Annotated in this window: 6 protein-coding genes and 1 pseudogene; 6 read left to right on the plus strand and 1 reads right to left on the minus strand. The window is 67.9% G+C overall.

What is annotated here, in order from left to right:
• The first annotated feature begins 39 nt into the window (after positions 1 to 39).
• The 4 genes and pseudogenes from ACZ7KX_RS41875 to ACZ7KX_RS41890 all read left to right on the plus strand — a co-directional run bounded on the left by ACZ7KX_RS41875 (position 40) and on the right by ACZ7KX_RS41890 (position 3,111).
• On the plus strand, positions 40 to 459 hold the full coding sequence (locus tag ACZ7KX_RS41875) for a tetratricopeptide repeat protein (protein ID WP_470331207.1): 420 nt from the start codon (positions 40 to 42) through the stop codon (positions 457 to 459).
• A 164-nt stretch (positions 460 to 623) separates the two neighbouring features.
• Positions 624 to 1,112 carry a hypothetical protein gene (locus ACZ7KX_RS41880; protein ID WP_470331203.1) on the plus strand — a complete coding sequence of 163 codons (489 nt, stop codon included), beginning with the start codon at positions 624 to 626 and terminating at the stop codon, positions 1,110 to 1,112.
• Positions 1,113 to 1,595: 483 nt separating this feature from the next.
• A pseudogene (locus ACZ7KX_RS41885) lies at positions 1,596 to 2,411 on the plus strand (IS30 family transposase); the annotation flags it as partial.
• 466 nt (positions 2,412 to 2,877) lie between these two features.
• Positions 2,878 to 3,111 (plus strand): hypothetical protein, encoded by a 234-nt coding sequence (locus tag ACZ7KX_RS41890; RefSeq protein WP_470331208.1) that lies wholly within the window; start codon positions 2,878 to 2,880, stop codon positions 3,109 to 3,111.
• Between the two features lie 610 nt (positions 3,112 to 3,721).
• Here the strand turns inward: ACZ7KX_RS41890 and ACZ7KX_RS41895 are convergent.
• The gene (locus ACZ7KX_RS41895) at positions 3,722 to 10,870 is read right to left on the minus strand and encodes a polymorphic toxin-type HINT domain-containing protein (protein ID WP_470331204.1); all 7,149 of its coding nucleotides are present in this window, start codon (positions 10,868 to 10,870) and stop codon (positions 3,722 to 3,724) included.
• Between the two features lie 379 nt (positions 10,871 to 11,249).
• On the opposite strand from ACZ7KX_RS41895, the gene ACZ7KX_RS41900 reads away from it, so the two are divergent.
• Together ACZ7KX_RS41900 and ACZ7KX_RS41905 are read left to right on the plus strand one after the other, a co-directional pair.
• On the plus strand, positions 11,250 to 14,489 hold the full coding sequence (locus tag ACZ7KX_RS41900) for a hypothetical protein (RefSeq protein ID WP_470331205.1): 3,240 nt from the start codon (positions 11,250 to 11,252) through the stop codon (positions 14,487 to 14,489).
• Between the two features lie 240 nt (positions 14,490 to 14,729).
• Positions 14,730 to 14,963 (plus strand): hypothetical protein, encoded by a 234-nt coding sequence (locus ACZ7KX_RS41905; protein ID WP_470331206.1) that lies wholly within the window; start codon positions 14,730 to 14,732, stop codon positions 14,961 to 14,963.
• The last annotated feature ends 230 nt before the right edge of the window (positions 14,964 to 15,193 follow it).

Genomic DNA, 15,193 nt, shown 5'->3' on the forward strand with positions numbered 1-15,193 from the left:
GCCAGAGGTCTTGGAGGAGGTCGTCAGCCACGACCGTTCATGATCGCGGTTCCGGTGACGCTCTGTGGCTCTGGCACGGAAAGTGATCCAGAACCGCAGCCCGGCCCGGCCGCGGCCACTGTGGCCTCCCACACCGGCCGGACCCTGACCGCGATGAAGGACAACAAGGCCGCCGAACGTCACTATCGCACCGCCCTCGACAGCCGGCGACCAGAGACCTACCACCGTCTCCGCGGCACCACCCTCGCGAACATCGCCAAGGCCGTCGCAGCCCAAGGACGCTACGAGGAAGCCGTTGGGCTGTGGGGCCAGAGCCTCGACCTGATGGACGGCGTCGCCTCCCGCCGCAACCGAACAGAGCTGGACACCATGCACTCCGCCCTCGACCTCTACACCAGGCGAGGAGTCCACGGCGCCGCCGAGCTCGCTCACCGAGCTCAACTGCTCCGCGCGGACTGACCTACGCATTGACCTGCGCCTCGACCCGTCAACTGCTCTTCTGAGGACGCAGTTGAGGTTCCGGGATCGGCCAGGGCCGGTGAGGCCGGCCCGGGGCAGCCGCACAGCCTCACCCGTCCAGCGCATAGTGCGCACCGAACCGCGACGGCGTGACGGTCCGGGACGTGCTCCCAGACAAACCCGCCGCCGACGCCCTCGCCCTGGACCACGACTTCGCCGACCCCCGCATCGACGCCGTGCTCCGCGACCTCGACCCGACGGAGGCCGCCCACTGGCACAACCCGACCACCCGCCGCCTGCGCGTGGTCGCCGACTCCCCGGCCTGGGCCGCCCAGCCCCGCCTCCACCTGCCTCCCCATCCTCACCCACCTCGAACAGCTGCGCCCCAGCACCGTCATCGACGTCCGCGTCGGCCCCGCCCCGTGGTGCAGCACGACCAGGACCTCGACGACCGGTCCCGCCGCGACACCGGATCGGTCGCACAGCTGGCCCGGCCACCGCTCGCCGACCACCACGCCTACCAGAACCTGCGCCGCCGGATGGGCGAGGACGCCGCCGCCCGCCAGGCAGCGCTCGACGAAGAAGCCGTCGCCCGGGAGGAGATCCTGCGCCAGCACTACAACCGCCTGCCCCCTCCGTCGCCCCCACCCTGACTACATGCGCACACCGCTGGACTTCCAGCACGGGATGCGGGCGTACCGGGCTGAGACCGGCTCGCGGTCCGTACGGGCCATCGCCGAGAACGCCGAGCAGGCCGGTCTCCACATCGCCAAGAGCACCGTCTACCGGATGCTCAGTGACGGGACGTTTCCTCGATGGGAGCAGGTCGAGGCCTTCCTTACGGGCTGTCGGCCCAAAAAGCTCCCCGACCTCGTACCGTGGCGGCGCGCGTGGCGGCGCATCTTCGGCCGGACCTCCGCCCCCGTCGTGGGGCTCTACCATCGGAGGCCCGCAGTGCGCTCCTCACTCAACACGAGTGGGTCCAAAGCGGGAGCGGGAAGACGGAGCATTTCGTGAACATGGTGTTGAGGAAGGCCATGGAGTCGCTCGCGGACGGAGACTGAGGCGAACGCCAGCGGCCCCTCCCCGACCTTGGGTTCTATGGGTCGTTGCAACACCCCAGCTCAAGTGGTGCGATGGACTTCGATATCCGGGATCGTACGGTTAACCGGGGAGGGCGTCCTCTGGCCGAGGAACGGCACGTCTACCTTCAGCTCGCGCAGCAAGGCGTGAGCAACAAGGAAGCGTGTCGGATCGTCGGGATCAACGCGCGGACGGGGAAGCGCTGGCGTAACGGCCGAGCCCCGTCCGGCAGGACCGCCGGGGCGCCACCGATCACATCGGTGGCGCCCCCGCCCGGTCCCTCGCGGTACCTGCGCGAGGAGGACCGGATCTACATCGCGGACCGGCTGCGGGAGAAGGCCACCGTTCGGGCGATCGCCGCCGAGCTCGGCCGCAGCCCCTCCACGGTCAGCCGGGAGACCCGCCGCAACCGGCATCCGGACAGCGGCGCCTACCGCCCGCACGCCGCTCAGGCCCGTTCCGACGCCCGCCGACCGCGCCCCAAGCCGGGCAAGATCGGCCGGCACCCGGAACTACGGGGCTTCATCCAGCACCACCTGGACAAGAGGTGGAGTCCGGAGCAGATCTGCCAGGCTCTGCGGGACACCTTTCCAGAGCGGCCGGAGATGCACGTGGTCCACGAAACCGTCTACCAGGCCCTCTACGTCCAAGGACGCGGCGAGTTGCGCCGCGAGCTGGCCGGAGCCCTGCGCACCGGCCGGGCCCGGCGGGTCCCCCACCGCCAGGGGGCCACGCGCAGGCCCAGGTTCGCCCACCCGATGGTCATGATCAGTGAGCGCCCCGCGGAGGTCGAGGACCGCGCGGTGCCCGGGCACTGGGAAGGCGACCTGATCATCGGCAAGGACGGTGCCGCCGAGACCCTCACCGAGTGGGTGCGCACCCTGACCGACACCGTCTCCGCGCGCACCGGCAAGCCGCTCGGCGTCGCCTCGCTCGACCAGGCTGTCGCCGCGGTGCGCGCGATGCACGCCGAGGCCGGCTTCGACGGGATGCCTGGCACCCGGCACGCCCGGCGCCTGGTCCGCGACCACGGCGCCGCCCTGGCCGACGGCGACCGGTGCCCGCGACCGGCTGCTGGTCGCGCTGTCCGTCGGGGCCTGGACCCGCCGGTCGGAGCTGGCGGCGCTGAACCTCGCCGACGTCCGAATCTCCAGCGACCCACAGCGACCTGGCATCCACGTCCGCTTCCGGAAGTCGAAGACCGACCAGGCCGGCAAGGGTACGAAGGTCTACCTGCCCGAGCGCGGCGACGCGCTGTGCCCGCTCGCCGCCCTGCGCACCTGGCGCGCGGTCCTCGCTGCCCGCGGCGTCACCGACGGCCAGCTGCTGCGCGGCGTGGACCGCTGGGGCAACATCCGGCCCTCGCTCGCGTCCGGGACCGTCAGCGACATCTCCCAGCGCCTGGTCGGCACCGCCGGGTTCGGCATGGACGAGCAGGGCCGCACCTTCACCGCGCACGGGTGGCGCGCTTCCGGCCGCTCCGCCGATGCCTCCAAGGGAGCCGCGGACCGGTACGGCCGCTGTCCCGACCAGCAACACCGGCGAGCAGTACGAGCGCGACTGCGGTGAACTCCGACCACCCGATGGCCAAGGTCGCCGCCCAGCAAACCCGCCAGACCCAGGAAACTATTCACTGTGGCCTGACGTCTCTCGAAGCGCCCGAGACCTGCGACGGCCCGGGCAACCGCCCAGTGAACAGGCCCTAAGCATGGCAACCGGGTGTCGCCGGAGGATGGCTCCAGCGACACCCGGTTGGGTCATTCAGATCTCCAAAGAGTCACAGGAAGTCGAGCCATAACTCACCTTAGAGATGGTGACAAGTTCCGAGGACCCGCCAGGAGAGATCGTTTATCGGTGACTACTCATCATCACCCACGAGCCTAGCCTTTAGCGAGCTAGCGAGCGATTCGGCCAGGCACCATACGCTGTCCTCCATGTGTCCCGAGATGACTACACGGCCATGCCTCCACGAAAAGGAAGCCGACGATCCAGCAACCCCATAGATTGGCTGGATTCCAATATCCGACCATCGAACAAAGCCTTGGCAATCAAGCTTTGATTCGGCTTCTGCCAGGGCTTCCCATTCTTCGCGAGTGATTGGCTCGGCCTCGCTCTCGGTCCAGAACTCGGCCCGGGTAATATGAAAATCATACCCCATGCTCACGTCGCCTTTCGCCTTTTATCCCGTTGTCTGACCGAAGAGGAGCTTAATCCCTCGCCCTTGTGCATACTCTACGGCTCTCGACATTTGCTCAAGGTGCATTTCATTGAAGGCGCCAGTCTTCAGCAGTACATAGACGGCGCGATGTTGGATGTTTGATGGATCGGTGTGTGCGTGGGGGCCTTCGCCAGTGTAGTTGGCGGCATCGTCAATTGCCCCCTTGAGGCGCTGATAGAGAGTTCCCTTGTTTTGAAAGCTTTTGAGACTGGTGTCCATCGCCTTGAGGCTGATTGCGACTCCCGAGTCTGGCTCAAACTGATCAAACGCCTGATGATTGGCCGGGAGGTTTGAAAAACCTGTTTCATCCTCGAAGGCAAGCCCCTTGTCGCGCGAACTCATAGTCCAGATATTCTGCTGGCTCGCGTCAGTCATCGCACCGAGATCCTGGACTTCTGGGTGGCAGGCATTATGCACCAAGATCGGAATGCTGCCCGCCGCAACGTAGTACGTGTGGAGGTCGGCAACGGTGAGGTTGTACATCGCCTGTTGGCCGGGCGCCTGGTTGACGGCCACAACGGCGGCGTTCTGGCCGTTTTCTGTCTTGAGGGCGTGTCCGGTCTGGAGGTCGGTCGCGGGGACCCACTTCTGAGCGGTGGCGTCCCAGAAGGGGTGCTCGGCAGTGGTGTGGATGACCTCGGCGTGGTCGCCCGAACGGATGGTGACATCGACGAGGTCGTTGTCGTCGTGCTTCCAGGTCGCAGTGACGGTGTGGCCGTTGTCTTCGCCGGTTTGCGGGTCAGCTGCTTGGACGTGGTCGCCCGGTTTTATGTCGCTGATTGCCCGGGTGCTGCCGTCGGCCATGAGTACTGGCGTTGCTGCGTCGAAGCTGCATGCGCCGAACTTCGGCAGCATCTTGTAGGCAAGTGATTTCAGGAAGGCCATCTCTTCGGCCTTGCTGGCCACAAGATCCTCAGCGGCACTCTTGAGGTCGCCGTCACGAGCGTCCATGAGGCTCGCAAGGGGGGAGAGCTCCGGAGCTATGAACGTCGTGAAGAGCTGGACGAATCCCTTGGCGCGCTCCTTCTTGGTCCTGTGGAAGCGGACGAGGGACCAGTCGTTGCCAGCGTGCCAGGGGTGGCTTGAGGTGCTGGACTCGTTGTCCCAGTAGTCGACGTTCCAGCCACCGTGACGGTTGGGATGCCATTCCTCGTGGACGATGTTGCGTAGGGGGTCCTGGCAGGTGCCGAATCCGCCGCAGACGCCTTCGGGGTGCAGCCCGCCCGGGTCGCTCAGATTGACGGGGTTGTTGTTGCTGTAGGCGTAGCCGTTCCACTGCTGGGGGTCGGCTTGGTCAAGGATGGGGTCGGGGCTGATGAAGCGACCGTGGACGGGGTCGTACTGGCGGGCCCCGAGGTTGGTGAGGCCGGTGGTGTCGTCCTTGGTACCGCCGACGAAGCCGTGGGAGCCGGCCCAGGTGGCGGGCTGGCTGCCGCGGGAGTTCCCGAAGGGATCGGTCAGGCGCCGGGTCTCGGTCAGGGTGGTGCCGTCGAGGGCGAGGATGCCGGTGCCGTGGTGGTCGGCGATCTGGTAGGTCGTGTTGCCGCCTTGGCGGACCAGGGTGACACCGCCGGGGATCTGGTAGTACCGGACGCCGGTGACGGTGTTGGCGGTGCTGTCGTAGACGAGTTCGTCGCCGCCGAGGGTGATGGTGGTCTTGCCGGGGTCCCGGCGGATGAGTTGGTTGCCGGCAGCGTCGTAGAGGTAGGTGGTCGGTCCGGCGGTGTTGGTGTAGGAGGCGAGCTTGTTCTCGCTGTTCCAGGCCAGGGTGGCGGTGCCGAAGGTGTCGGTGACGGCGGTGGTGTTGCCTGCCGCGTCGTACTGGGCGCTGCTGGCGGTGGTGCCGGTTGACGCCTTGGTGGTGGTGCTGGTCAGGGCGTGCGGTCCGCCGGTACCGCCGCCGGTGTTCGGTGCGGTGGTCGGGGTGTTGGTCTTTCCGTCGGTAGGGAAGGTCTGGTTGGTGGTGGTGTCCTTGGTGGTGTCACCGGACGGATCGTGTTGGACGAGTTGGGTGCGGTTTCCGGTGAGGTCGTAGCCGTAGCTCTGCCAGTACGCGGCGGGGCCCCCGACCGTGGTCCTGGCCGGGGCCTGGACGCCGCTGGTTGGCGTGGCGTTGGCGCAGGCGCCGATGCCTCCGACGGTGGGTTGTGCGGCTTGGGTGAGGGTTCCGGTGTCCGTCCAGGCGTTGGTGAGTCGGCCTAGGTAGTCGTAGCCGAAGCACTGGAGGTCGGTGGAGGACGGGGTGTTGTCCGGGATGTTGCGGACCGCGGTGATCTGTCCTGCGGTGTTGTAGGTGTAGGTGAGTTGCTGGACTGCGCCGGTCGCAGCGGTCTGCTTGTCCACGAATTGCGACAGCTGGCGGCCGGTGGATTCGTCGTAGGTGTTGGTGACGACGATCTGGCTGCCCCAGGGGTTCACTGTGGCGCGGATGCTGCGGCCGTAGGCGTCCCAGTCCGAGGACAGGTCATAGGTGTCGCCGCCGTAGGCGCCGAATGTGCCCAGCGGGCCGTTGTTGTCGTACGTGTAGTGGATTGCCTCTTCGGCGATGTCGCCGACGGCCGACCGGTCGTCATCGGTGAGTGCGCCGGTGATCGGGTCGTAGATCGCTTGGTAGGTGTAGGTGAACGGGGTGGTGCCCTGGCCGATTTCGGTGCCGGGGATCGTGGTGGTGGTCTTGGTCGGGTGGTAGGCGGTGTCGTAGGCCAGCACGGAGCTGGTGTAGGTGATGCCGGAGGCGCCGTTGACGTAGCGGGTCGACGTGGCGGGCTTGCCCTTGACGACGGTGTCGTAGGTGGAACTGGTCAGTTGGTGGTCCGGGCTGACCGATCCGGCGTAGGTGCCCGTCGCTCGGCCGAGCAGGTCGTAGGTGTAGGAGATGGTCTGGTTGCGGGCGTCTGTGGAGGAGGCCAGCCTGCCCGCGGCGTCGTAGGTCTTGGTAGCGGTGCCGGTGTCCGGGTCGGCGGTGGTGACCTCGCGGCCGCGCTGGTCGTAGCCGTGGGTCCAGGTGTTGCCCGCGGCGTCCTTCTGCGTGGCCAGGTGGCCGTCGGCCGTGTAGGTGTAGGAGGTCACGTCCGCGTCGGCCGGGTTTCCGGTGGCGGTGGCGGCCTTGTACTGCCACAGCTGGGTCTTGTGGCCGCGCGCGTCGGTGACGGCCGATGTCGGCGTGGCGCCCGCAGGCGGTGTGACGTCGGTCCTGTCGGCGCCGGGATAGGCAGTGGTCGTCGTGGCCTGGGCCACACCGTAGGCGACGAACTGTGTGGTCACAGGGCGACCGAGACCGTCGTAGACGTTGTAGGTCTGTGCCGGGACCTTCTGTGTGGTGGTCAGGAGCGGCGTGGTGCTGGGCGCGGTGTCGTCGTTGTACCAGGGGTTGTTCGTGCGGGTGACGCGTCCCTGTGAGTCGTACACAGTGTCGCTGATCAGTCGGCCCCTGTAGGCAGAGAGCGCTGGGGTCGCCTGGGACTGAACGGTCCGTCCTTGGCCGTCCATGATGTCGATTTTGACGGCGTAGGTTTCGTTCGCGAGCAAGTCCGAGGAGGTCACGGTCGGCGGCACGGCGCTGCCGTTGACCACGCCTGGGAGCGCGTAGGCGTAGGTCTTGTTGGCGCTTGCCTTGGCATCCCGTCCGGGCAACCACACGCCGGTCAACCGTCCGAGTGCGTCGTAGGCTTCGTTGGTCGTACGGCCGTTGGGGTCGGTCACGGTCAGCGGCAGTGACCTCGCGGTGTTGTACGTGGTGGTGGTGGCCCTGCCAGTGGCCGCGTCACTAGCACCGGCGGGTGCCGGAGTGGTGACGGTGACGCTGTTGGGCAGCTCACCCGCGTTGGCCGCTGAGTAGGACGTGGTGACGGTCGCGCCGCTCGGGTGCTCGCTGTCGGTGCCGTTGGGGTCGGTCGCGGCCGTGATGCGGCCGTAGCTGTCGTACGTCGCGTTGGCCGCGCTGAACTGCGGGGTTCCGTCGCTGTCGAAGTGATCGAGGGTCAGTGTGCTGGTCGCGTCATGCACTGTGCCGATCTGTTCGAAGGACTGGCCGTCGTACAGCGTCCGGGTCCAGGACACGGTGTTGGCGGCCGTGGCCGTCGCGGTGCAGGCGTTCGCGCCGGAGACGGCCACTGCTTCAGAAGGCACCTCCAGGACCTCCGGGTCCGACCCGGTGGCGTAGTTGGTGCGGGTGCAGATGTCCGGCAGGCCGTCGGCGGTGTCGAGCGAGGTGCTGACACGGTTTCCGTGCGAAGGATCTGTCGTGATGGTGGTACTTGTGGCCTGCCAGGTTCCATCGGCCTTGAGCGACCTTGCCGTGCTCGCGGTCGTCGTGGACGTGTACCGGGCGAGGAGGGCGGGCTGGCCACTGCCCTGGCTGTGGGTAGCGGTGGTGATCGGGCCGCCGCTGAACGACTTCACCGTGTAGCCGGCGATGGTTCCTGTGACGTCGGCGCTGGTGTAGGTGTCGGTTTCCCGGGTCTGGCCGGAGAGCCAGTCGGAGTCGGCCGCCTGTCCGCCCATCGGGCCTGCGACCTGGACACTGCGGCCGGTGCCATTGGCCTGCAGGTCGCCGTCCATGCCCTGGTAGAAGGTGCTCGACTTCTTCGACTGCGGGCCGTCGTTTCCACTACCGGTCACCTCGGTGACGGAGGCATAGCCGCGGAACCCGTCCCAGGTCCGGTTCTTGTCCTGGGTCATCGGCGAGTCGTCGCGGTGCCACGCCGCCTTGCCGTACGTGTAGGAGGTGACCTGCGGCACCGATCCGGGGGTTGCCGGGTTCATGGTGACGGTTGCGACCGGGTACTTCAGGAACCAGTCGTCCACCGGGGCCGCACTGGCGATGGAGCCCGGCGGATTCCACTTGACGTTGTAGCAGGAGAGCGTGTCGCTGTCGGCGGAGGCCGGCATGACGTTGTTCACGCGAGAGCAGGCGGCGGGGGCGTAGTTGACGCCGATGGTGCCGCCGGTCTCGGTGGTGATGAGCTGGATGCGAGGCCGGTTGTAGGCCGGCGGTGCGGGCACCAGGTTGGTGCCGTCCACACGGTTGGGCAGAAGCTGTGCAGTAAAGGTCACCGGCGGGATCGTGAGCGGGCCGCCTGTGGCCTGGGAGTCCTGGCCGGTGCGCTGGACCGATGCGAGCCAGGGGACCTGGGTGTTCTCGGTGGCGTTCTGCACGTTGATGAACGTGTGGTTGAGCGCGTACGAGTCCACGCTCTGGTAGGTGCCGTTGACTCGGACCTGGGTGGCGATGGACGCCAGCCACTTGGTGGTCCAGAACGTCGGTACGTAGTTGGTGCACGCTCCGGTCGCGTCGCACTGCTGGTCCAGTGGGACGTCGGGCCAGTTCGCCGCGTTGGCCATGCTGCGCTTTGACGGGTCGCATGCGTCAGCGGAGGTGACGCACCGCTCGGAGGCGTTGAACACGATCTTCGCGGCGGGGTTGTAGGCGCCGTTGTTGCTCAGCTGGTCCGGCAGGCGCTGGCCGTACCCGATCGAGGAGAGCACGCCGGCACGGGTGTATGCGGTGCGGGTCCCGTTGCCGTTGTTCTGGCCGCCGCCACGGGCGTAGTAGTTCGTCTCGGGGGTGTAAGCGTAGGTGGTCAGGTTGCCGTGCGGGTCGACGACGTAGTCGAGGTTCCAGCGCCAGGCGGCCTGGCACCACGAGCCCTTGCCCTTGGCCGGGTCATAGCACGGGTCGCCGCTGTTGGGCGAGTAGACCGGGACGCTCCACGCCGAGCCGCTGTCCGCGCCGAGCGTGGTCGGGTTGCCGTTCGCGTCCGGCAGGTGGTTCAGGCCGAAGTAGGACACCGTTCCGTCGGTCTCGGTGACCTTGATGTAGGAGCCGTTCCAGGTGCCGTTGGCCGCACCGGTCAGGAACTGCACCTTGGTGCCGTCGTCCTCCTTCAGACGCCAGGTGCAGGCTGCCTGCTCCATCGTCTTGGGCGCACCGGACTGGCAGGAGGCGTCGTTCGGCACCAATTGCCCGGAGTGCCCTCCCACCGACATGGTGAGGTTTGCGCCGTTCCAGCACTGGTCACCGGAGCCCGTGATGCCGTCCTGTGAACACGGTTTGAACGACCGCTCGACGAAGCCGGTGCTGTAGTCCCAGCCGTCGCCGATCCAGGACGCCTGGGAGTTCGTCGAAGAGGTCTTGCCGTCGACCGACGTCGAGTCGTACGACAGCGCCACCTTCGGGGCCGCGCCGCCCAGAGCCGGAGGTGTCTGCACCGGGTATCCGTAGGTGAAGGCGCCGGACGATCCGCCTGCGGTCCAGGCCTGAGAGGGCCCAAGCGGGGTCGCCGCGTAGGTTCCGGCCCCACTCGATACCCCAGGCACCACGCCGACGGTCGTGGAGGTGGTGGTGGCGTCCGCGTACACCGCCCGGGCCGCCCCGGAGACGGCGGCGTCGGTCTCGGTCTTGCTGGCCGGGGTGGTCGCCCCCTGGGCGGTGCCGGTTCCGGTGAGCGGGACGTCGGCGACGAGCTTCTTGGTCGACGGGTCGTAGTGCGATTCGAGCGGTGTCTGCTTCTGGCAGTCCGGCGCCTGCGGTGTCGTCGTCGCGCAGCCCGGCAGGACCACGAGGTGGGCTCGGGCGGCCCAGTTCGCGCCGAACGTGGCGTCCAGGCTCGATGCGTCGACGCCCAGGCGCACGGGGGCGTCATCGCCGGCGCCGGGGCGGGTGAGGGTCACCGCGACGCCGGGGATTCCGGCGGAGGCCGATGTCTTGGTGTCGGCGACCTCGATCTGGATCGTCTGGCCGGCTGCCGACGAGCCTGCCAGCGGTGCGATGGTGACCGGCAGTCCGGCGGCTTTGGTCTCGTCGCCGGCCTGCGGTTTCTCGCCTTCGGCCAGGGCGTGGGCCTGGGGTGCGGTGCCGAGGTTGACCGCGGCGTGGCCGCCCGGGAGCGGTTTCGGGTTCTTCGGCGGTGTCCAGGTCGGGGGCACCGGGTGTTCGGGCTTCGGTGCCGGGACCGGTGCGGCGTTCTGTCCCGTGACCGAGGGCGTCTTGGGCAGGGCGGTGTTCGGTGGCGACCACTTGCGGGAGTAGTCCGGCTTGTCGGCCGCTGCCGCGATGGGCAGGGGTGCGAGCATCGACCCGAGCACGGCGGCTGTCGTGACGGCCGCCAACCGAGCTCGTAGTCTCCTTCCCCTGCCCTTTTTGCTCTCGAAGCCTGTTTTCCTTGTGAATGACACGCTTTTGCATCCCCCCAGCAGATTGGGCCCCCCGAATACGGGAGCCGAGTCCTGTATCCGAACCGCCGGATGCTAACGGATGTTGATGACGGACAGTCAAGACCTGGTGACAGGTGAGTCTTCTCACGGTGGTCTACGAACCGACCAATTCACTGCAAGCCGGACCTTCGCAGTCGAAGCGCACTGGCCGATGTCCGACCCTCCCCATACGGTGCCCCTGACCTGTGCCCCATGCAGGTCTTCCCGTATAAATTGGGGGGAGATTCCCATTTTGAACACAAAGTACCGTCGCAACGGTGCATCGCTGAGGGCATTGACCGCGACCGCGGTTCTGATGCTCACCGCCGGACTGTCGGGGCAGGCCGCCCACGCCGCCGATGCGCCGGCGGTCCCGTCCCAGGCAACCATCGCCGCCGCCACCGCGAAGCACCTGCAGGAACGCCCGCCGGCCACCGCCGCCGAGAAGGCCATCGCCGAGGCCAAGGCCACGCAGAAGAACGTCCCGATCGCATCGCTCACCACCGAGTTCAGTGAGACCGTGGCAACCCCCGAGGGCCACCTCGCCCTCACCAGCCACCAGGAGCAGCAGCGTGTGCGCCGTGGCGGGGTGTGGCAGGGCCTGGATGCCACCCTGGCGGCGAATCAGGACGGGACGTTGTCTCCCAGGTCGGCTGCGGGGCAGTTGGTGCTGTCCAGGGGCGGGAGCGGGCCGTTGGCGACCATGACCAGTGCGGACGGCAAGAAGTTGGCCCTGTCCGCGCCGTTCGCGCTCCCGGCGCCCACCGTCAGTGGTGACAGCGTGGTCTACCCGTCGGTCGCCCCTGACATCGACCTGAAGGTCACCGCTACCAAGCTCGGCGGTCTGACCACGGTCCTGGTCGTCAAGACCCAGGCTGCCGCGAGCAACCCGGTGCTGAAGAACCTGCACTTCGGCACCACCACCGACGGGGTCACGGTCAAGAGCGACGAGCACGGCAACATCACCGCCGCGGGCACCGACGGCAAGCCCCGCTGGATCGCCCGGACCCCGCAGATGTGGGACAGCACCACCACACCCGCCGTGAGCACCCCGGCGCCTGCGGCCAAGTCCGCCCTGACGCTTCCCGCGGCCGCCGCCGACACTCCCACGCCCGCTCCCCCGGAACCGGGCAAGTCCGCTGCCGCCGGTTCCGACACCGGCCCCGGGACGGGCTCCAAGGTCGCCACCATGCCGGTCACGGCGAGCACGTCCGGTATCGACCTGACGCCCGACCAGGACCTGCTGGCCCACGGCACCGCGCCCTACTACATCGACCCCGCCTTCCTGCCCTGGGCCCAGACCGGAAACGCCTGGACCTGGGTCCAGTCCACCCACAACGGCTCCAACTGGCTGCGCCAGGGCAGCGCCGACGCCGACCACCCCGGCGCCGGCGTCTGCGGCTACTACTCCCACGGCGGTAGCTGCTCCCCCGCCGACAAGGAACGCAGCTTCTACCAGTTCGACATCAGCGCACTCAGCGGGGCGGTCGTCCACTACGCGACGATGAACATGCAGGAGTACGTCTCCGCCGACTGGTCCTGCACCACCAAGTACCCGCTCAACCTCTACGTCACCGGGCCGATCGGCAACGGCACGACCTGGTCCAACCAGCCCGCGCAGGTGAGCGGCCCGCTCGGCCAGACCGCCATGGTCGGTGGCTCGGGCGGCGCCGCGTGCCACGACAACGTGCCGTTCCAGTTCGACATCACCGGCGCGATGCGCCAGTACGCCAACAACGGCCAGCTGACCTTCGGCCTCTACGGCGACGAGAGCAACCAGAACGCCTTCAAGCGCTTCACCTACCAACCCACGCTGTACATCGAGTATGACCGCGTTCCCGACACCCCCACCAACCCGGGCGTGTGGCCTGCGCCCCGGACGGTCAGCCCCGCAGCGACCAACCAGGCCTGCGGAGACGGCAACGCCGACAACTGGGCCTGGCTCGGAGCCGGCTCCAACCAGGACAACGCCGTCTGGCTCAACGCCACCGTCACCAGCCCCACCCAGGCCCAGGTAGCGACCTGGGACCACATCTGGGACTACAACCTCCCCGGCGCTCCCGACGTCAAGAGCGATGTCACGGCCTTCGTCGGCAGCGGCGGCACCACGAGCTTCCAGGTCCCCGGCAGCGTCATCCAGGACGGCCACGCCTACGGCTACGCCATGATGGCCACCGACCAGCTGGACGGTGTCCCGTGGTCGCCGTCGACGCCGGCCTGTTACTTCAAGGTCGACCTCACCCCGCCGACCGTCACCTTCCCCGCCACGGTCAGCGACACCAGCACGCAGTTCCCGCCCAGCGGCAACGGCCAGACGCCCCAGATCTACGTCGGCCAGAGCGGTGGCGTCCCCTTCACCGCCGCGGACGCCTCCCCCGGCGGCGGCTATGCCTCCGGCGCGGTCTGCCTGCGCTGGAGCTTCGATCCCCAGCTGGTCGATGCCGCCTGGCAGTGCGGCGGCTCAATGCCCACCGGCCAGATCCCGGTGACTCCCGGGCGCTGGGGCACCAACGTCCTCTACGTCCAGGCCGAGGACAACGCTGGCAACCTCTCACCCGTCGCGCAGTACGCCTTCTACGTCCCGTGGAACCCGAACAGCCCCGCGCCGACCTTCGGTGACGTCACCGGCGACGCGCTGCCCGACATCGTCACCGCCGACCCCAACGGCGACCTGCGGACGTACAACATCGGCGCGACCGCGCCCAAGGCCCCGCTCTCCGCTCCGATGGCCAAGTCCCCCGGGGGTGACTCCTGGGCCAACTACCGCCTCACCCACCGCGGCAGCCTTCGCGGCGGCATGAACGTCGACGACCTCATCGTCCACAAGGACGGCGACCAGAAGCTCTACTTCTACAAGAACCCCGGCAACACCAACGTCACCGGCGCTTTCGACTCCAGCTACCTCCTGGGCAAGCCCGCCTGCGACCCGAAGCTGACCGACTGCACCGGCTACAACGCCGCCGACTGGTCCACTACCCTGCGGATCGCCGCCAGCGGCGACCCCAGCACCACCAACCTCGACACCAACAAGAAGTTCCTCAACCGCACCGGCCTGTTCACCGTGGAGACCAGCCCGGACGGCACCGGCGCCCTCTGGTTCTACCCCAGCATCGGAGATGCCAAGTTCGGCTCGCCCACCAAGCTCGCCGCCACCGGCTGGAGCGGCTGGGACCTCATCTCCCCCGGCGACTGGGCCGGTCAGGGACACCCGGGCCTGTGGGCCCGCAACCAGAGCACCGGCGACCTGCGCGGCTACACCTTCACCACCGGCACCATCACCATCACCAGCCCCTTCGGCGGCAACGTCACCTACCCCACTCTCACCGGCATCGCCACCGACACCAAGATCGGCTGGGACATCCCCGCCGCCGGCTGGCCCCTCATCGGATCCGACGGCGACCTCACCGGCACCGGCACCCCCACCCTGTGGCGCATAACTCCCAACGGCGTCATCCAGATCTTCACCGGCCACTCCACCACCACCGACCCCTACTACACCTGGACCACCGGACCGACCAGCGTCCTGACCACCTAACCGACAACAGCCCCGTCGCCCTCGTTGCCCAGACCGGCAAGTGCATCGACATCAACGGCGGCAGCTCCACCCCCGGCACCACCGTCCAGCTCTGGGACTGCGACAGCACCACGGACCAGAAGTGGTCGCCTCTCGTACGAAGCTAAGGGCACCCCGGAGAAGTGAGGTCGCACGAGGTGCCCCTGACCTACGGTCAGGGGCACCTCGTGGTACCGGGCAAACGGGCGCACCACCCTGCCCATGACGACCGAGCCCCTGACAAATTGGGTGTACCACCTCACCGAAACGGTCAGCGAGCGCCTCGGCAAGCCATTAGATCCGATCATGCAGCTGACCCTGCAACTGCGAGAACGTCACCGGAGACCGCTGGCCGAAGCACTGCTGCGGGCTGACCAGCGCGCCTGCGAGAGTCAGCCCGCCGAGACGCGCGAGAGCGCCATGGCGCGCAAACCCTTCAGGGTGCGGGGTCCATGAGGTTCGCTGGGTCCGAGCTACCCGTCGGGAAGGCTGCTCTGGCAGCCGGAATGGTAATGGTTCTGGCGACCTGTTCGGGGGCCAGAGTGCCGGTCAGCTCTCTGCCCACCGACAAGCCGCCGCACGGCCAGGCCACAGGGCCGTTTCAAAGTCTGGTGATCTTGTGAGTGTGCTGGTCAGGCGATGCCGAGGAGGTCGAGCGGGCGGCTGAAGGGTTCGTAGGAGGCGTG

Source organism: Kitasatospora sp. NPDC038210, from assembly GCF_055600605.1.